The following is a 17,206-nucleotide window of genomic DNA, read 5'->3' on the forward strand; positions in this document are numbered from 1 at the left end:
CCCCCTCAAGATGAGATTTCCCAATTAGTAAGACCCCTTGAAGACGACGAGGTTGATAGGCCTGGGGTGGAAGTGCAGCAATGCATGGAGCTGACAGGTACTAATCGGTCGAGGGCTTATCCAAAAACAACTCCAAAAAGTGGCGTCAGGCTGAACAAGCCGATCTGAGCACTTGAGGAGACTAAAACGCAAAGCACGTTTCGTATCCAGTTTTCAGGTGATCAACCTGAAATGAATTATATTCCCTGATAGCTCAGTTGGTAGAGCACTCGACTGTTAATCGAGTTGTCACAGGTTCGAGTCCTGTTCGGGGAGCCATATGGAGAGGTGTCCGAGTTGGCCGAAGGAGCACGATTGGAAATCGTGTAGGCGTCACAAGCGTCTCGAGGGTTCGAATCCCTCTCTCTCCGCCATAATTATTCTAGCAATTGTAACATGGCCCGTTGGTCAAGGGGTTAAGACACCTCCCTTTCACGGAGGTAACAGGGGTTCGAATCCCCTACGGGTCACCATTTAACAAAAGACTTGATCTTATAAAGCTAAGTATGTTATAATAAGATTTGTGTTTCCCATGGAGGCTTAGCTCAGCTGGGAGAGCATCTGCCTTACAAGCAGAGGGTCGGGGGTTCGATCCCCTCAGCCTCCACCATATAATCTAATTTTTTACTGACGCGGGGTGGAGCAGCCCGGTAGCTCGTCGGGCTCATAACCCGAAGGCCGCAGGTTCAAATCCTGCCCCCGCAATTATCCCATCATTGGGATGCATTTCTAGTGTGGAGCCGTGGTGTAGAGGCCTAACATGCCTGCCTGTCACGCAGGAGACCGCGGGTTCGAATCCCGTCGGCTCCGCCATTTATTTTTTCGAAGGAAACTGTTCCTGTTATCGCCGCTGAATTACTATCGGCGTAGGTGGAAAGGTTTCGCAATCTTTTCAATACGGCTCGGTAGCTCAGTCGGTAGAGCAGAGGACTGAAAATCCTCGTGTCGGCGGTTCGATTCCGTCCCGAGCCACCATTGACAATTAAATGAAATAATTGCCGGTGTAGCTCAATTGGTAGAGCAACTGACTTGTAATCAGTAGGTTGGGGGTTCAAGTCCTCTCGCCGGCACCACGTGGAGGCTTAGCGAAGTGGCCAAACGCAGCAGACTGTAAATCTGTTCTCTGACGAGTTCGGTGGTTCGAATCCATCAGCCTCCACCAGTTATAAAGGGGCATAGTTTAAAGGTAGAACAAAGGTCTCCAAAACCTTTGGTGTGGGTTCAATTCCTGCTGCCCCTGCCAGCTTCAAGAATTAAATATTTTATATGGCGGTCGTGGCGAAGGGGTTAACGCACCGGATTGTGGCTCCGGCATTCGTGGGTTCAAGTCCCATCGATCGCCCCATTTTTATCTAAAAAAACTTGTTGGGGATTAGCCAAGCGGTAAGGCAACGGACTTTGACTCCGTCATCCATAGGTTCGAATCCTATATCCCCAGCCATTTAAGCGGACGTGGCTCAGCGGTAGAGCATCGCCTTGCCAAGGCGAGGGTCGCGGGTTCGATTCCCGTCGTCCGCTCCATTTTTATATATGGCGCCATAGCCAAGTGGTAAGGCACAGCTCTGCAAAAGCTTTATCCCCAGTTCGAATCTGGGTGGCGCCTCCATTTCTTTAATAAGCGGGAGTGGCGGAATCGGCAGACGCACAGGACTTAAAATCCTGCGGTAGGTGACTACCGTACCAGTTCAAGTCTGGTCTTCCGCACTTTTGATTGAGTGCCCTTAGCTCAGCTGGATAGAGCGTTTGACTACGAATCAAAAGGTCAGGAGTTCGAATCTCTTAGGGCACGCCATTATAATTGTATATTATGTTTATAATATGCCGGTGTGGCGGAATTGGCAGACGCGCGCGACTCAAAATCGTGAGGGAAACCGTGGGGGTTCGAGTCCCTTCACCGGCATTGCAGAAGAGTTCATGAAATTGTGTAAAATTTCATGAACTCTTTTTATATTTTATGGAAACTACTTCAAAGTTCCGCTCCGCATTTCAAGCAGTAAGGCCTCTACATTCTTTTTATTCCCCTTTACGGAAAGTCCAGTGGGACCCCATTTAGGATTACGCTTTCCTTCCTTATTCTTTGCAGTTTAAAACCATGTAAAAATAATTCAATCTTTGTCCAACAAGCAGAAACTTGTGCTTCTTTTTACAAAAAGTGAGCGAAATAGAGGGCAATGTCATCAAGTTTAGGTGTAAGCCAAAAAATGAAGAACAGGAGCAGGTTATCGTATAGATAGCCCGCTCTTTTTTAGTAGAAAAATGAAAATAGAAATTGACCATGTGGGGCGAAGCCCTTGAAAAAAGAGGAGATTACGGCCCATGAATGACTACGCGAAGGTGCTGAAAGAAACGAAACGGATAAGTCCCGGATCACGGAGGTGAGATCCAACAGGTCGGAAAAGCAGCATAAGACGAATAAACCAATGAAAAGCGACTCCAGAATTTCGTCTTATCTAATTAGTTGATATTGATAATCATTATCAATTGTGCTAAAATGGTTTTGTTTATTACTAAACAAAAAAGCAACCTATTCCTGACACTAGATTTGGTATGCAACGACTACAAAAGAGGGGAGATTGGGCAATTGGAGTTTAAACGTCATCTTTACGAGCGGTATTTAAAAATACTGCATCTGAATGAGTTGTATACTGAGCATGAAATTAACATGTTTCGGCAACAAGCCAGAAAGCACCAGATTGATATGCTTTCTAACAATATTACTAGTGTACACGTTATTGATTGCATTGGTGATTATGAACCAATAAATCATACCAGAATTGTGGGGAAAATGGATTTATCCAAAGCAAGCATTACTAATATTTGTTCAAAGCTGCTGGAAACGGGCTTTATTATGAGAAGTCAGCTGAACAACAATCGTAAGGAGATTTATTTTAGCTTAACGGATAAGGGAAGACACGTTTATCATTTGCATAAAAAGCTGCATCAAGAAAAAGAAGAGGGTTTCTACCGATTTATTGAATCCTATTCAGAGGCTGAGTTACAGACTATCGGAAAATTTATGAATGATTTGTTGGTGCGTGCCGAAGAACACTACGGAAGGGAAGTATGGGAGAATGACGACCTTAAAGATTGAGGAATTAAGAAGCAAGATTGAAGGGAAAGAAATTTTAAAAGGGCTCACATTGGAGATTCATGGCGGAGAGATTCATGCGATTATGGGACCTAATGGGACGGGAAAAAGTACGTTGGCTTCGGCCTTAATGGGCCATCCCAAATATGAGGTTACGGACGGCAAGGTGACATTGGACAATGAGGATCTTCTGGAGATGGAAGTGGATGAGCGTGCCCGGGCGGGCTTGTTTCTCGCGATGCAATACCCTAGTGAAATTGCCGGCGTAACGAACTCGGACTATCTCAGAAGTGCGATCAATGCACGGCGTGAAGAAGGCGAGGAGATATCCTTAATCCGTTTTATCCGTGAAATGGAGAACAAAATGAAAGGGCTGGAGATGAATCCGGAATTCGCGCATCGTTATTTGAATGAGGGATTTTCCGGCGGTGAAAAAAAGCGGAATGAGATTTTGCAAATGATGCTGCTTGAACCCAAGTTTGTGATTTTGGATGAAGTAGATTCCGGGCTTGATATTGATGCACTGCGTATTGTGGCTAATGGTGTAAATGAGATGCGCAGCCCGGATAGAGGCTTTTTAATCATCACGCACTATCAACGTCTGTTGAATTATATTACCCCGGATTTTGTGCATGTCATGATGCAGGGCCGGATTGTCAAATCTGGCGGTCCGGAGCTTGCCCACCGTTTGGAGGCAGAAGGGTACGATTGGGTGAAAGAGGAGCTTGGGATTACGGATGAGACGGTAGGCGAGGAAGTTTAAAAGCTGAAGAGGAGGAAAAGCAAGTGGGGATACAAGCAAAAATTTCAATGAATGCGAACGCTTTGCGCGCTTGGTCAAGTGCTAAGGATGAACCTCGTTGGCTGCTTGAACGCCGGATGCGGGCACTCGAGCTGGCAGGGACGCTGGAGCTGCCTAAAGTGGAGAAAATCAAACTTGAAAAATGGGATATCTACGAAGGAGGAGATTACAAAGCTGAGAATGCGTGGTCAGGTTTAGCAGATGCGCCGGAGGTTGTTCGAGGTTTGGTTGCTTCTCCAGTGAATGGCGGATTAATCGTTCAGTTCAATTCGGATGTAGTGTATACGGAATTGTCCAAGGGCTTAGCCGCCCAGGGAGTCATTTTAACGGACCTGCATACTGCGGCAAAAGAGCATGAGGCGTTGGTTCAACGTTATCTCTTTCAGGCAGTGAAGCCGGAAGAGCATAGTTTATCTGCTGCACACAGCGCCTTATGGAGTGGTGGCGTTTTTCTATATGTCCCGGACGGTGTCGAGGTTGAAGCGCCCATTCAAGCGATCTTTCTTAACGATACAAGTGGGGTGCGTTTTGCTCCTCACATCTTAATTGTGGCCGGGAGCAACAGCAAGCTCGTTTATGTGGATAATTGTGTATCCAGCGGGGATGATGTCAAGGTATTGCATAACGGTGTGGTGGAGGTTTTTGCGGGAGCGGGCTCAAAGGTACAAGTGGCTTCGGTTCATCAGCTTGCTGCAGCAACAACAGATTTCACCCAGCGGCGGGCGGTCGTTCTTGCGGATGGCGGTGTGGAATGGATTATTGGTGAGATGAACAATGGTTATAGCGCCAGCGATACGAAGACTTTGCTTCAAGGCAGCGGGTCGGTCTCCGACAGTAAGGTGATTGCGATTGGCACGGGCAATCAAAAATCGAGCTATACAACTCAAGCCCGGCATTTTGGCAGAAGCTCGGTGAGCCAGATGATTACGCGTGCAGTCATGCTTGAAGAAGCTACGGCCATTATCAATGGTATTACAAAGATTGAAAAAGGTGCAACCCATTGTGATGGTAAGCAAACAGAACGCGTGCTTATGTTAAGTCCTAAAGCGCGCGGCGATGCCAATCCGATCCTGCTGATCGATGAGGATGATGTAACCGCAGGTCATGCCGCATCCGTGGGGCAAGTAAATGCGGAACAAATCTATTATCTGATGTCGCGCGGGATATCACGGAGTGAAGCTGAATATCTTGTTATTTTCGGATTTCTCGCCCCTGTCATTTCAGAGATCCCGCTGGAGGGAGTTCGCAGCCGACTGCAAGATTTAGTGGAGAGCAAGCTCGACAGATCATAGCAAATCAAAATGAGTCTTGAGAGGTTAAAAGGAGTGATACTAATGGCTAAAAAAGCGCCGGATATGGGTGAATATAAATATGGGTTTCGCGACGAGCACCAGTCTATTTTTCAATCCGGAAAAGGCCTGACTGAAGAGATTGTCCAGGAAATTTCCCGAATCAAGGAAGAGCCGGAGTGGATGCTCGATTTTCGGCTGAAAGCTTTGAAACAATTCTACAAAATGCCGATGCCTCAATGGGGAGCGGATTTGGCCGGGCTAAATCTTGATGACATCCAATATTACGTTCGTCCTTCTGAAAAACAGGGGAAAACCTGGGAGGAAGTTCCTTCCGAGATCAAAGCAACCTTTGACAAGCTGGGGATTCCTGAAGCGGAGCAAAAGTTCCTGGCGGGCGTATCCGCTCAATACGAGTCGGAAGTCATCTATCACAGTATGCAGAAAGAACTGGAGGATCAGGGCGTTATTTTCCTTGATACGGATACTGCATTAAAGCAATACCCCGAAGTATTTAAGCAATATTTTGGAACGATTATCCCTCCCGCCGACAATAAATTTGCGGCGCTTAACAGTGCGGTTTGGTCAGGCGGCAGCTTTGTATACATTCCGAGGGGCGTTCAGTGTGAGGTTCCTATACAAGGGTATTTTCGTATTAATTCTGAAAATATGGGCCAATTCGAGCGGACATTAATTATTGCCGAAGAGGGTAGTTTTGTCCATTACGTTGAAGGATGCACAGCACCTATTTATAGTACCAGTTCTCTGCATAGCGGAGTTATTGAAATTATTTGCCGGAAAGATTCCCGTGTCCGTTACACGACAGTTCAGAATTGGGCTCCTAATATCTACAACTTGGTAACCCAAAGGGCTGTGGCCGAGGAAAACGCCACAATGGAATGGGTGGACGGCAACATCGGCTCCAAGGTAACGATGAAGTATCCGGCTGTAATATTGAAAGGACGGGGAGCAAAAGGGTCCATCTTGTCTATTGCTGTAGCCGGTAAAGATCAGCATCAGGATGCCGGCGCGAAGGTCATTCACCTTGCTCCCGAGACAACATCTACGATTATATCCAAATCCATCAGTAAACAGGGCGGCAAAGTAAACTACCGGGGGTTGTCCAGCTTCAGCCGCGATTCCGCAGGGTCCAAGTCCAATATTAAGTGTGATACGTTGATTTTGGACAATCTCTCAACATCAGACACAATTCCGTACAATGAAATTAAAAATGATCAGATTACTTTGGAGCACGAGGCAACAGTATCTAAGGTATCCGAGGAACAATTATTTTACTTAATGAGTCGCGGACTTACGGAGCAAGAGGCCACACAAATGATTGTAATGGGCTTTATTGAGCCGTTTACCAAAGAATTGCCGATGGAATATGCCGTTGAAATGAATCGGCTAATTCAATTTGAGATGGAAGGAAGCATCGGTTGATATATTAATTTAACAATCAAGCGTTTTACTTTTTAGGAGGCATGGGGTGTGTTTTAATGAAGAAAAATAACTCAGACATCTCAGAATTAGAGCAAATTACTCGAGAGAAAAAGAAAATTCAGTTTTATCTTAATATGCTCTTAGGACTGAGTGCAAGTTGTGGTGTGATGATACCTATAGTTCCAATTTATACGATTTTAATGGAACTTTCAGATCAAGAGGCCTCTCTAATTGAAAAGTCAAAGGATCAATCAGAACATTCAGAATGAAAAAAGCACGAATGGAATGTGGGTAAAACAATGAGAGGAGCTGGCATTATGGAGAATAACGGGATTTTGTTCGGCGAAGTATCGGAAGTACTTCTCAAACTACGTCCTTTCTTATTGCGTGACGGGGGAGATGCTGAATTGGTCGAGGTTGAGAACGGTATAGCCAAATTAAGATTTTTGGGAGCCTGCAACGGTTGCCCAAGTGCGACGATTACATTAAAGGCCGCCATTGAACGCGCAATCCTTGAGGAAATCGATGGTATTAAAGAGGTTGTACAAGTATTCTAAATTCCCTTTTTAACTGATGTGAACATAATTGCTGAATGCCAAATGAGTAAGCTTATTTAATTTTACGTTTGTCATTTTCCGAAGAAAGAGGATATAATAACGGGGATGCAAGAGATTTTAAAAGGAGCACGACAACATGGCTGAAAAAGATCATTCATACTGGATGGAACTCGCGATCCGGGAGGCGCATGAAAATGTGCTGAATGCCGAGGGAGGGCCTTTTGGCGCCATTGTGGTGAAAGACGGAAAAATTATCGGCACCGGCCGGAATTCGGTCACAAGTTTGAAGGACCCGACCGCGCATGCGGAAGTCCAGGCAATCCGGGAGGCGTGTCGTCACTTAAATGATTTTCAACTGAAGGGCTGCACTGTCTATACAAGCTGTGAGCCATGCCCGATGTGCATAGGCGCGATCTACTGGTCCCGTCCGGATGCCGTCTATTTCGCCGGTACTCAGGAGGAGGCCGCTCGGATCGGATTTGACGATCAGTTTATTTATGAGCAGATCGCTCAGCCGATGGAGAAGCGGTTCATCCCGATGCAGCAGGTTGCCACCCCAAACCGGCTGCTTCCGTTTGAGGCCTGGAGTTCCTCCATCAAGAAGGTTGAATATTAATTAAGAGGTTTTTACAAAACAGCCCGCTCGTTGTCCATATTGGGAATGAGAAGGCTGTTTTTTTTGTCGTTTAAAATAGTGGACCGCCCGATAGCGATCGTCCCAGAGGTTCCGCATTTTATGCTGGTTATATAGGATTAGATGCTCCACTATCCGACTAGCGCTTGAATCCCTCCTCCTTTTTGGCACTTTACTCATTTGACTAAATGACATAAATGATATAATTTTGAGTTATGAGAGACGAACGTTAGGAGAGGGACTATGCATAATGAGCGCATGCCTTTATATTTGAAAATCCAAGAGCATTTTAAGGATCTTATTCTGAAGGGGCAGTTAAGGGAGAATGATAAGATTCCTTCGGAAAAAGAGTTGATGAAGGAATTTCAGGTAAGCCGTATCACCGTGGCGAATGCCTTGATGCAGTTGGCCAAAGAGGGATGGATCTACCGGATTCCCGGCCGGGGGAGTTTTGTTAGCGAAGCGATTGGCGAATTAATCTCGGAGCATCGGCCGGAGTCGGGACTTGGAGGCGAAGGAGAGATGGCGCCGCCGAAAGGAGCCGGATTCTCAGGCCACTATTCGCTCCCGAACGATCGTAGCGTTTCGGTCATGACCGGGGGAAGAGGGGTGATCGGATTTGTCATACCTCATCTGGTCGATTATTTTGGAATTCGGCTGATTCAGGGAATTACGGAAGCGATTGAAGACAGCCCGTACAGCCTGCAAATCGTATTGACTTATAACTCGATTGAACGGGAGAAAGAGGCGATCAACGATCTGATTCGGAAAGGTGCCGCCGGTCTAATAATATTTCCGTGCGATGCCGAAACCTACAACGAAGAGATTCTGTCCTTAAAGTTGGGCGGATTCCCGTTCGTATTGGTGGACCGGTATCTGCCGGGAGTAGCCACGAATATCGCCCGCAGCGACGGACGGGTCGGCGGACAAATGGCGGTGGATTATTTATGGGGATTGGGGCATCGGGATATAGCGATTTGCTCGGATTCACCGCTGCCGACCATTACGGTGGAAGACCGGATAAACGGGTATATGGAGGCGCTGAAGCAAAAGGGGGCAATGATCAATCCGGCGCTGATTTTGACTGATTTTAGTGTCGACTACGGAGGTCTCGATAAGAGGCATCCGCTGTACAGATTTATCAAGAACCGGATTGCCACCGCCTATATCACCTTGAACGGCCGGCTTGGCATGTACGTTAATTCCCTCTGCTCGGAACTAGGATTGCGGGTGCCGGGGGAGGTATCCATTTTGACGTTCGACGATCCATCCCCGGGATTGTACGGAACGGAGCATTTCTCGCATATTTCTCAGTCCGAGCTGGAAATGGGCCGGGAGGCGGCCCGCATTTTGCTGAATATGCTGGAGGACGGCGGGAGCAAGGACCCGGATTCGGGTTATACCCAAGTCATCCTGCAACCGCAGTTGATTGAGCGCAAGACGACTGGACCGGTTTCCCAGCACAGGTCGTAGCTCTGAACGAATGAGGAGCCAAGAAAAAACACTTGCCGACAGCGCTTTGGCAGGTGTTTTTTTGACTAAAACTAGAGATAAATGATATATCCAATTCCTTGACTTAAATGACATAGTAAAATATATTTAATAATACAAATGACTTACCCAGATCAATCAAGCGGATTCTGCAGGTGAGGAAGAAGGCAAAACGGCAGAATAGAGAGCAGGGTCCGAAATAACTCCTTAAAAAATTCAATGAGTGAAAAGAGTGATTGGGAATGCCGTATGAAACTAATCAGATCATGCTGCAAAAGGCGAAACAAAAATTAACGGCCCTGCAACATGCCGTTTACCGGCCGGTCTCGGCCTTGCGGGTGACCGCATGGGTAACTGCGGAACCGGTGCCCTATGTGGATCGGATGACCGGACAACGCGTCGATCTGCGGCCGGGGGACAAATGGGGAGAATTATGGGACTGTGCATGGTTTCATTTTCAGGGCACCGTTCCCCGGGAACTGGCCGGACAAAAGGTGGTCCTTCTGATCGATGTCAACGGGGAGCTGTGCCTGGTTGACGCGGAAAGCACGCCGAGGCAGGGATTGACCAACATCAATTCCGAATTCGATTTCAGCCTCGGTCTACCCGGAAAACGGGTAGTGGATGTCGCTTTCCCTGCCGCGGGCGGCGAAGTGATCGATATCTGGGCGGACGGAGGCAACAATGATCTGTTCGGCAGATTTCGCGGCGGAACGCTCAAGGAAGCGGAAATTGCCGTTTGCCGGGAGCCGGTCCGGGAGCTTTACTACGATTTTGAGGTCTTGATCGAGCTGGCCGAGCAATTGCCGGAAGCCAGCTCGAGACGGGCTCAAATCGTTCAAAGCTTGTATGAAGCCGCCAATATGCTGGCGGTCATCGAGGAAGAGACCGTCCGCCGGGCCAAAGCGAGAATCGCCCCGCAGCTGGCCAAGCGCGGCGGGGACCCTACCGTCACGGTGAGCGCAATTGGCCATGCCCATATCGACCTGGCCTGGCTATGGCCGATCCGGGAAACGATCCGCAAGGGGGCGCGGACCTTTTCAACCGTACTCCGCAATATGGAGAAGTACCCCGATTATGTGTTCGGCGCCAGCCAGCCGCAATTATACGCCTGGATGAAGGAGCATTATCCGAAATTATACGCCCAGGTGAAGGAGCGAATACGCGAAGGTCGTTGGGAAGCGCAAGGGGCGATGTGGGTCGAACCGGACACCAACATTTCCGGCGGCGAAGCGTTGGTGAGGCAGATCCTCTACGGCAAGCGCTTTTTCCGGGAGGAATTCGGGCAAGACATGAAGGTGCTATGGCTGCCGGATGTGTTCGGCTATACCGGAAGTCTGCCGCAGCTGCTGCGAAAATCGGGGGTCGATTACATGATGACGCAGAAACTGTCCTGGAGCGTATACAACGCGCATCCGCACCACAGCTTCTTGTGGGAAGGCATCGATGGGACGCGGGTGCTGGCCCATCTGCCTCCCGAAGATACGTACAACAGTCCGGCCGCGCCGAGATCGCTGATGAAGATCGAGCAGCGGTATCTGGACAAAGGTGTATCCGGGCACGCGCTGATGCTGTTCGGGATTGGCGATGGCGGCGGGGGCCCCGGAGAGGAACATTTGGAGCGGTTGGCACGGGAACAGGATCTGCTGGGCCTGCCGCCGGTCATCCAGGAATCTTCCCTAGCGTTCTTTCGGCGATTGGAGCGGGAAGCGGATCGATTCCAAACCTACAAGGGTGAGCTGTATCTGGAGAAACATCAGGGTACGCTGACCAGCCAGGCCCGCAACAAATGGTATAACCGCAAGCTGGAAAAAGCGCTCCGCGAGCTGGAATTCGCAGCTTCCCTGGCCTGGGCGCTGACCGGAGCCGCGTACCCCGCGGAGCGGCTGGAACGGATCTGGAAGGAAATGCTGCTGTACCAGTTCCACGACATTCTGCCCGGTTCCTCGATTACGCGAGTGTTTGAGGAGTCGCTGGCACGGTATGCCGAGCTGTACCGGGAGGTCGAGGCGATGCTGGACGAAACCTACGGCGAAATTGCCGGATTTATTACCGAACCGGGCCGGCCCGTGCTGTTCAACTCCCTGCCCTGGGAGCGCGAGGATTGGGTGCAATGGGAGGATGAATGGCACAAGGTGAGCGTCCCGGCTATGGGGTATCTTCCTCTGGAAGCTGCGCTCATCCCAACGGCGGAAGAAAAACAGGCCGTGTCCGCGTTAAGGGCTGCCGACCGCCTACTGGAAAATGACAGGCTGTCGATTCGCTTCGCGGAAGATGGAAGTCTGCAATCCGTATATGACAAACAATGCGGACGGGAGGCTCTAGAACCGAGCGGCAGCGGGAATCTGCTGACGGTATACCACGATGAAGGGGATGCGTGGGATTTCTCCCGGGATTATCGCGATATGAAGGCCGGGCGGATGAAGCTCGAAAAAGCAACAGCCTATATTGACGGCCCCCGGGCCATTATGGAGCAAGACTACCGTTTCGGGAAATCGACGCTCCGGCAAAAAGTCATCCTTTATGAAGGCGGAAGCACCGTGATTTTCGAAACAGTAGCCGATTGGCGGGAAACGGGCAAAATGCTGCGCTCATCTTTCCCTTTTAACGTCGTAAGCGACCAGGTCAACTGCGAAATTCAATTCGGTCACCTGAAGCGTCCGACCACCCGGAACACGATGCTGCAGATGGCCCAGGACGAAATCTGCGCCCATCATTATATCGATCTCTCCCAGCCCGATTACGGGGTGGCCCTGCTCAACGACTGCAAATACGGACATAGCGCGGAACGAAATATCGTCGATATCAACCTGCTGCGCAGTCCGTCCTACCCGGATGAAACGGCGGACCGGGCCCGGCACCGGTTTACGTACGGCCTGTATCCGCATCAAGGGGATTTTATCAGGGCGGAGGTGTACAAAAAGGGCTATGAGCTGAATATTCCGCTGCGCATCGTGCAAGCGCCGGCGATGGGTGAAGGAACGGCAGCGTCAGGGCCGCAACGTTCAGCCGTACCATTTTTGCGGCTTCATGCCGAGAATGTCATGGTGGAGGCCGTTAAAAAGGCGGAGGACAGCGACCATCTCGTCTTGAGATTATATGAAACGGCGGGAACCGCTGCCGGCGGTAAGCTGGTCCTGGGATTCGACTGCCGCGCGATCGAGGAGACGGATTTGATGGAGGAACCGCTCCGGGTTCTTCGGGAAAACAGCCGGGAAGTGGACTTGGACTTTACTCCGTTTGAGATCAAAACCATCCGTGTAGAACCAGCAAGGAAGGGTCAAGGCCTCAAAAAGTAAGCGGCCCTTTCCTTCGCGGATAAAAAAAGAGCCGCAGGTCAAATGGCCTGCGGCTTCCGTTTTTGCGGGTGCAACGTCATCGGTGCGGTTGGTGTTTGGTTGTCAAGGCTTCACGGTGATTTCGCCATCCGATCGCCGTCTTTGACAAGGGCCCTCAGACGAGGGAGCTCCAGGGAGTGACATTGGCATTCCAAATAGTTAAGCCTATGCTCGAACTGTTTTTCCCCGTTTTGCTCCTTGGTCATAACAGCCTCGCGGTTCAAGTAAAGCATCAGCCGCTTCTGGATCTCGGCGGGACGGCTCGTCTTGATCCGCACCTGAACTCGCAGGCGGATTCCGTGCAGCGGGATCTTCACCGACTCGTAGGCAAGGATATAGGCGGTTACCGAGTAAACGGCCTGATCGAAACCAAAGTGAAAACCGGCGGCCAGCAGTATGGTGCAATTCAGCAGTAGTCTTATGCCCTCGGAAGGAAAAAGTTTCCGCTGCGTCTGGGGCAAGCTCTTCGCGGCCTGCCCGGCCGTATCCAAGGCTCCGCCGAAGCGGAGGGCAAAGCCCAGCCCCAATCCCAGGCAAAGTCCGCCGAGCAGAGCCGCCGGCAGCGGGTCGCTCATTAAAGCGGGGTAGGGATGCAGGGCCAGCGTCCCCAGCGAAAATACAAGCAGCCCGCAAACAGTGAACAGGCCGAACGGGGCGTCGATATTTTTGCGTTCCAGCAGAATCAGCGGCAAATTCAGTAGGAAAAGGAATAGCCCCAATTTCATTTCGGCGGTTAAAGCGAGCAGAACGGATAACCCGGTCATTCCGCCCACGACGATGCCATGCGGCATCAGAAACAGCTCCAGCCCCGCGGCGGCGAGAATAGCTCCGGCCATCACGCCGAAAAACCGGGTGTATGGCGGGCTCCAAGGCTTCCGGAAGCGTCGGGGCTTGACGGCTGAATCGGTGGTGAGTTTGGCTCTCAAGCTCACTCCCCCTCTCAGGGCTCGTAAGACCCGATATTAAGAGTGCTCCTCCTGCAGCGGTTTATTTTGTGCAAGACGTTTCCGGTATCGCTGCTCAAATTTGAACACTTTATCCAAAACCTTCAATACCCATTTGCTTTCTTTTGCCATCAACGGACCCAAAATCGCCAAAATCAGAACGTACAACGCGGCGAAAGGCTGCAAAATCGCCATAAGCCCTCCGGCTTTGCCGAGATTGACCAGAATGATCGAGAACTCCCCGCGGCCCATAATCGTCAGGCCGATATTGATGGACGCTTTTGGCGATAACCCGGCTTTGCGGCCCGCGATCATCCCCGCCGTAATATTTCCGATCAAGGTCAGGATAACGGCAGCCAACGAATACCAGACGGCCCCGCCCAATTGCAGCGGGTCGATGGACAGACCGAAGCTGAAGAAGAAGACGGCTCCGAAAAAGTCGCGAAACGGGATCACGAATTTCTCGATACGTTTGACATGCTCGGTTTCGGCAAGTACCAGGCCGAGCAGAAGAGCGCCGATCGCTTCGGCGACATGGATGGTTTCGGAAAATCCGGCGATCAGGAACAGGCCGGCGAAAATGACGAGTATAAACAATTCGTTGGACCGAATGTTCAGTACGCGGTTTAGCAGAGGAACGAGTTTTCGTCCGACAAACAGGAGCAACAGCATGTAGCCGAGCGAAATAGCCGTGGACAAGAGGATATCGCTAAATTCCGTCGATCCGCTGAGGATCAGACCCGACAGAACAGAAATATAAAGCGCAAGGACGACATCTTCGAACATGGTAATTCCCAAGACCATTTCCGTTTCGGAATTGGCGGTTCTCTTGAGATCGACCAGCACTTTGGCGACGATGGCACTGGAGGAGAAGGTGGTAATACCGGCAATCAGCAGGATTTCTTTAAGGGGAAAGGCGGAGATAATACCAAACAGGAGGCCGAGCGAAAAGTTAATTCCAATGTATATCGCTCCGCCCATGACAATTGATTTGCCGGATTTGATCAATCGGCTGACCGAGAATTCCAGTCCCAGGTAAAAGAGCAGGAAGAGAACGCCGATGCGGCCCATAAAATCGATAAACGAGGCGCTTTCAATAAATCTGAAATCCAGATGGCCGATTTCCATGGCATGAGGCCCTACGACCATCCCGATTATAATGTAAAAAGGAATAACGGATAGACGAAGTTTTGCGGAGATCAGTCCGGCGGCCGCGATCAAAGCGACCGCCAGGCCGATCTCAAGCACGATATGATCCATTCAACCACTTCCATTCAATAGAATATGTCTGATTTGTTGTTGGTGCAGACGTTCGCCGATTACAACAACGAGGGCGTCGGCTGTCAGCATCAGGTCCGGTCCCGGATTGACGTGTTTTTTCTGGTTTTTTTCGATCACCGCGATAATCGTCGCGCCGGAGCGTTGACGAATGCGCAGTTCGCCGATCGTTTTGCCGATCGCCTTATAATTCGGCTCCAAGCGGTACCATTCAATGATCAGGTCGCCCAAGGCGACTTCGATATTTTCCAAGGCGGTTGGCTGATAGGTAACGCCGCCGATAATTGCGGACACGTATCTGGCTTCATCATCGTCCAAAGTGACCATGGAGATGCTGTCGTCCGGATTCTCTTCATCAAAATGATAGATTTCGCGTCGGCCGTCATCATGAATGATGATCGTCAGCTTTTCACCGCTGCGCGTTTGAATTACGAATTTTTTACCTATGCCTGGTAATTCGGTTTCTTTGAGATTCATTAGTTTCAAGCCTCCAGTGTTCAGGTAGTATCCCTTACCGGGATGGAATGTTTGAGGAATAGACCGACACGATTCCCGTATGGGGTTGCGGCGGATGGGCGAATTATGCCACGTACTTACTCGTAAATTTAATCGGCCTAAGCAGGATACGCTTTTTAAACAAGTAAAAAAGCGGGCGGAACGGTACCTTGGGCATCGCAAGCAGCAGGAGCACACAGACGCAAACCGCTGAAATTGTGAGCGGGGCCCTGTCCATGAACTGCTTGCCGGAATGACCCGAATTCAGCCGCAAAATAACTTTCGGGGATTTCGTGGCTTGCCTCGTTTCGTAAGCTTCTCTTTCGATACCCGCTTCCGCTTCCGGAGCCGAAGAAAAAACAGGGAGGGACAGCATCATAAAGACGGCGAGCAAAACGACGGCCAGTGTACCGGCGACGGTCTTGATTCGCAGCTTCATGAGTAATCCCTCCCTTGGTTTGAAAGTTACTTACCTAAAAGGATAGCACACTATGCATTTGATCTCAAAGGATTTGGCTTGTCAAAAGTAACGGATAACAATATAAATGCTGGAGATGACTATCGTCAAAAGCATTAGCGGAAAGCCGAATTTCATGTAACTAACAAAGGTGATCGGCTCCCCTTCCTTGGCGGACATGCCGGCCGCAATCAAATTGGCGCTGGCGCCGATGAGGGTGCCGTTCCCGCCGAGGCAGGCGCCCAGTGCCAAGCTCCACCATAAGGGCTCCAGATTGGTGATGCCCATGCCGCCCATATCCTGAATCATCGGGATCATGGTCGCCACAAACGGGATGTTATCCAGGAATGCCGAGGCGATGGCGCTGAGCCACAAGATCAGCATGGAGGTGAACAGCGGGTCGCCGCCGGTCAATTCGATCGCTTGTTCGGCCAGTTGCTTAATCGTTCCCGTTTCAATCAGTCCGCCGACGAGGACGAATAGTCCCACAAAAAAGAAGATCGTCGGCCATTCCACCGATTGAAACGCTCTTTCCATCACACGCTCGCCGGTGAGCAGCAGAAGGACAAAGGCCCCGGCCAAAGCTACGGTGGCCGATTCCAAATGGAAGGTCTGGTGCATAAAGAAGCCCAACAGCGTGAGGCCCAGCATCGTCAAGCATTTCACCAGCATTTTGCGATCCGTGATAAGTCCATCCAGGCTCATGTCCATCATACCTTTGCGGTTTCCGGGCGAAGTTTTCAACCCTTTGCGAAAAATCATGATCAAGAGCGGCAGTGTTACCCCCATTATACATATGGCGATCGGGGCAAGATTTTGCAGGAATGCCATAAACGTCAATTCCTTAACCGCGCTGCCGATCATAATATTCGGCGGGTCGCCAATGAGGGTGGCCGTTCCTCCGATATTTGATGCGACGACCAGCGAGAACACGTAAGGAAAGGTCTTGACCTGCAATTGGCGGGTGATGCTAAACGCCACCGGCACCATCAAAATAATGGTTGTGACATTGTCGAGAAAAGCCGACCCCGCCGCCGTGATCAGCGCGAGCAGCCAAAGGATGGTTACCGGATTTCCTTTCGCCTTCTTGGCGGTCCAGATTCCGATATATTTGAAAAGACCCGTTTCCGCCGTCGTATTGACGATAATCATCATCCCGATCAGCAGGCCGAGCGTGTTGAAATCGATATGATGGATCGCGGTTTCCTGATCAATGATCCCAAGAACGATCATCAGGACGGCGCCGCTCATGGCCAGCAGTGTCCGGTGGATTTTTTCCGAAATAATCAGGGCATAAGTCAGCAGAAAAATGCCGATAGCCCAAATGGCTTGTTGTTCCATGGTTCCTCCT

Annotated in this window: 14 protein-coding genes, 17 tRNA genes and 1 rRNA gene; 27 read left to right on the forward strand and 5 right to left on the reverse strand. The window is 50.1% G+C overall.

Annotation, left to right across the window (positions count from 1 at the left end; genetic code table 11):
* From V4U88_RS26235 to V4U88_RS26365, 27 genes are all read left to right on the forward strand, one after another.
* Window positions 1–124: ribosomal RNA gene (locus tag V4U88_RS26235) — 23S ribosomal RNA — on the forward strand; the annotation flags it as partial.
* Window positions 125–242: 118 nt separating this feature from the next.
* A tRNA-Asn gene (locus V4U88_RS26240) sits at window positions 243–318 on the forward strand.
* A 3-nt stretch (window positions 319–321) separates the two neighbouring features.
* Window positions 322–413 (forward strand) — tRNA-Ser (locus V4U88_RS26245).
* A 24-nt stretch (window positions 414–437) separates the two neighbouring features.
* Window positions 438–512: transfer RNA gene (locus V4U88_RS26250), tRNA-Glu, on the forward strand.
* Between the two features lie 61 nt (window positions 513–573).
* A tRNA-Val gene (locus V4U88_RS26255) sits at window positions 574–649 on the forward strand.
* 21 nt (window positions 650–670) lie between these two features.
* Window positions 671–744, forward strand: a tRNA-Met gene (locus V4U88_RS26260).
* Between the two features lie 31 nt (window positions 745–775).
* Window positions 776–852: transfer RNA gene (locus V4U88_RS26265), tRNA-Asp, on the forward strand.
* A gap of 86 nt (window positions 853–938) precedes the next feature.
* Window positions 939–1,014 (forward strand) — tRNA-Phe (locus V4U88_RS26270).
* 22 nt (window positions 1,015–1,036) lie between these two features.
* Window positions 1,037–1,112 (forward strand) — tRNA-Thr (locus tag V4U88_RS26275).
* Between the two features lie 3 nt (window positions 1,113–1,115).
* Window positions 1,116–1,201, forward strand: a tRNA-Tyr gene (locus V4U88_RS26280).
* Window positions 1,202–1,208: 7 nt separating this feature from the next.
* Window positions 1,209–1,282, forward strand: a tRNA-Trp gene (locus V4U88_RS26285).
* A 26-nt stretch (window positions 1,283–1,308) separates the two neighbouring features.
* Window positions 1,309–1,384: transfer RNA gene (locus tag V4U88_RS26290), tRNA-His, on the forward strand.
* Window positions 1,385–1,405: 21 nt separating this feature from the next.
* Window positions 1,406–1,480, forward strand: a tRNA-Gln gene (locus tag V4U88_RS26295).
* A gap of 5 nt (window positions 1,481–1,485) precedes the next feature.
* Window positions 1,486–1,560, forward strand: a tRNA-Gly gene (locus tag V4U88_RS26300).
* Between the two features lie 11 nt (window positions 1,561–1,571).
* Window positions 1,572–1,645 (forward strand) — tRNA-Cys (locus tag V4U88_RS26305).
* Window positions 1,646–1,657: 12 nt separating this feature from the next.
* Window positions 1,658–1,743, forward strand: a tRNA-Leu gene (locus V4U88_RS26310).
* An 11-nt stretch (window positions 1,744–1,754) separates the two neighbouring features.
* Window positions 1,755–1,831, forward strand: a tRNA-Arg gene (locus tag V4U88_RS26315).
* Window positions 1,832–1,859: 28 nt separating this feature from the next.
* Window positions 1,860–1,939, forward strand: a tRNA-Leu gene (locus tag V4U88_RS26320).
* 681 nt (window positions 1,940–2,620) lie between these two features.
* Window positions 2,621–3,130 carry a MarR family transcriptional regulator gene (locus V4U88_RS26325; RefSeq protein WP_334076145.1) on the forward strand — a complete coding sequence of 170 codons (510 nt, stop codon included), beginning with the start codon at window positions 2,621–2,623 and terminating at the stop codon, window positions 3,128–3,130.
* Window positions 3,111–3,890, forward strand: a complete 780-nt coding sequence (gene sufC / locus V4U88_RS26330; protein WP_334076146.1) for a Fe-S cluster assembly ATPase SufC — start codon at window positions 3,111–3,113, stop codon at window positions 3,888–3,890. The genes V4U88_RS26325 and sufC overlap by 20 nt, the downstream gene beginning before the upstream one ends.
* A gap of 47 nt (window positions 3,891–3,937) precedes the next feature.
* The gene (gene sufD / locus V4U88_RS26335) at window positions 3,938–5,221 is read left to right on the forward strand and encodes a Fe-S cluster assembly protein SufD (protein ID WP_334076172.1); all 1,284 of its coding nucleotides are present in this window, start codon (window positions 3,938–3,940) and stop codon (window positions 5,219–5,221) included.
* 42 nt (window positions 5,222–5,263) lie between these two features.
* Window positions 5,264–6,661, forward strand: coding sequence for a Fe-S cluster assembly protein SufB (gene sufB / locus V4U88_RS26340; protein WP_334076147.1), 1,398 nt, complete (start codon window positions 5,264–5,266; stop codon window positions 6,659–6,661).
* A gap of 56 nt (window positions 6,662–6,717) precedes the next feature.
* The gene (locus tag V4U88_RS26345; RefSeq protein ID WP_334076148.1) at window positions 6,718–6,930 is read left to right on the forward strand and encodes a hypothetical protein; all 213 of its coding nucleotides are present in this window, start codon (window positions 6,718–6,720) and stop codon (window positions 6,928–6,930) included.
* Between the two features lie 48 nt (window positions 6,931–6,978).
* A complete protein-coding gene (locus tag V4U88_RS26350) occupies window positions 6,979–7,218 on the forward strand; it encodes a NifU family protein (protein WP_334076149.1) in 240 nt (79 codons plus the stop codon).
* A 136-nt stretch (window positions 7,219–7,354) separates the two neighbouring features.
* Window positions 7,355–7,834, forward strand: coding sequence for a nucleoside deaminase (locus V4U88_RS26355; RefSeq protein ID WP_334076150.1), 480 nt, complete (start codon window positions 7,355–7,357; stop codon window positions 7,832–7,834).
* Window positions 7,835–8,095: 261 nt separating this feature from the next.
* Window positions 8,096–9,325, forward strand: coding sequence for a GntR family transcriptional regulator (locus tag V4U88_RS26360; RefSeq protein WP_334076151.1), 1,230 nt, complete (start codon window positions 8,096–8,098; stop codon window positions 9,323–9,325).
* Between the two features lie 260 nt (window positions 9,326–9,585).
* The gene (locus V4U88_RS26365) at window positions 9,586–12,642 is read left to right on the forward strand and encodes an alpha-mannosidase (protein WP_334076152.1); all 3,057 of its coding nucleotides are present in this window, start codon (window positions 9,586–9,588) and stop codon (window positions 12,640–12,642) included.
* A gap of 110 nt (window positions 12,643–12,752) precedes the next feature.
* Here V4U88_RS26365 and V4U88_RS26370 read toward each other — a convergent pair whose 3' ends face one another.
* From V4U88_RS26370 to V4U88_RS26390, 5 genes are all read right to left on the reverse strand, one after another.
* Window positions 12,753–13,607 carry a YitT family protein gene (locus V4U88_RS26370; protein ID WP_334076153.1) on the reverse strand — a complete coding sequence of 285 codons (855 nt, stop codon included), beginning with the start codon at window positions 13,605–13,607 and terminating at the stop codon, window positions 12,753–12,755.
* Between the two features lie 36 nt (window positions 13,608–13,643).
* Entirely contained in the window at window positions 13,644–14,885 is a 1,242-nt protein-coding gene (locus V4U88_RS26375) for a cation:proton antiporter (protein WP_334076154.1), read from the reverse strand.
* Complete coding sequence (locus tag V4U88_RS26380; protein ID WP_334076155.1) at window positions 14,886–15,380, reverse strand: cation:proton antiporter regulatory subunit; 495 nt, start codon at window positions 15,378–15,380, stop codon at window positions 14,886–14,888.
* A gap of 103 nt (window positions 15,381–15,483) precedes the next feature.
* A complete protein-coding gene (locus V4U88_RS26385) occupies window positions 15,484–15,837 on the reverse strand; it encodes a hypothetical protein (RefSeq protein ID WP_334076156.1) in 354 nt (117 codons plus the stop codon).
* An 81-nt stretch (window positions 15,838–15,918) separates the two neighbouring features.
* Window positions 15,919–17,196: an ArsB/NhaD family transporter gene (locus V4U88_RS26390; RefSeq protein WP_334076157.1), complete on the reverse strand. Its 1,278-nt coding sequence runs from the start codon at window positions 17,194–17,196 to the stop codon at window positions 15,919–15,921.
* Between the last annotated feature and the right edge of the window lie 10 nt (window positions 17,197–17,206).

Source organism: Paenibacillus sp. A14, assembly GCF_036864815.1.
Lineage (GTDB): Bacteria > Bacillota > Bacilli > Paenibacillales > Paenibacillaceae > Fontibacillus > Fontibacillus sanfengchensis.

What these genes read in the sequence shown, in the direction of transcription:
- sufC (WP_334076146.1), top strand. Translation starts at nt 3,111, where the DNA reads ATGACGACCTTAAAGATTGAGGAATTAAGAAGCAAGATTGAAGGGAAA.
- V4U88_RS26360 (WP_334076151.1), top strand. Translation starts at nt 8,096, where the DNA reads ATGCATAATGAGCGCATGCCTTTATATTTGAAAATCCAAGAGCATTTT.
- V4U88_RS26375 (WP_334076154.1), bottom strand. Translation starts at nt 14,885, where the DNA reads ATGGATCATATCGTGCTTGAGATCGGCCTGGCGGTCGCTTTGATCGCG.
- V4U88_RS26390 (WP_334076157.1), bottom strand. Translation starts at nt 17,196, where the DNA reads ATGGAACAACAAGCCATTTGGGCTATCGGCATTTTTCTGCTGACTTAT.
- V4U88_RS26345 (WP_334076148.1), top strand. Translation starts at nt 6,718, where the DNA reads ATGAAGAAAAATAACTCAGACATCTCAGAATTAGAGCAAATTACTCGA.
- V4U88_RS26365 (WP_334076152.1), top strand. Translation starts at nt 9,586, where the DNA reads ATGCCGTATGAAACTAATCAGATCATGCTGCAAAAGGCGAAACAAAAA.
- sufB (WP_334076147.1), top strand. Translation starts at nt 5,264, where the DNA reads ATGGCTAAAAAAGCGCCGGATATGGGTGAATATAAATATGGGTTTCGC.
- sufD (WP_334076172.1), top strand. Translation starts at nt 3,938, where the DNA reads ATGAATGCGAACGCTTTGCGCGCTTGGTCAAGTGCTAAGGATGAACCT.
- V4U88_RS26380 (WP_334076155.1), bottom strand. Translation starts at nt 15,380, where the DNA reads ATGAATCTCAAAGAAACCGAATTACCAGGCATAGGTAAAAAATTCGTA.
- V4U88_RS26350 (WP_334076149.1), top strand. Translation starts at nt 6,979, where the DNA reads ATGGAGAATAACGGGATTTTGTTCGGCGAAGTATCGGAAGTACTTCTC.
- V4U88_RS26355 (WP_334076150.1), top strand. Translation starts at nt 7,355, where the DNA reads ATGGCTGAAAAAGATCATTCATACTGGATGGAACTCGCGATCCGGGAG.
- V4U88_RS26385 (WP_334076156.1), bottom strand. Translation starts at nt 15,837, where the DNA reads ATGAAGCTGCGAATCAAGACCGTCGCCGGTACACTGGCCGTCGTTTTG.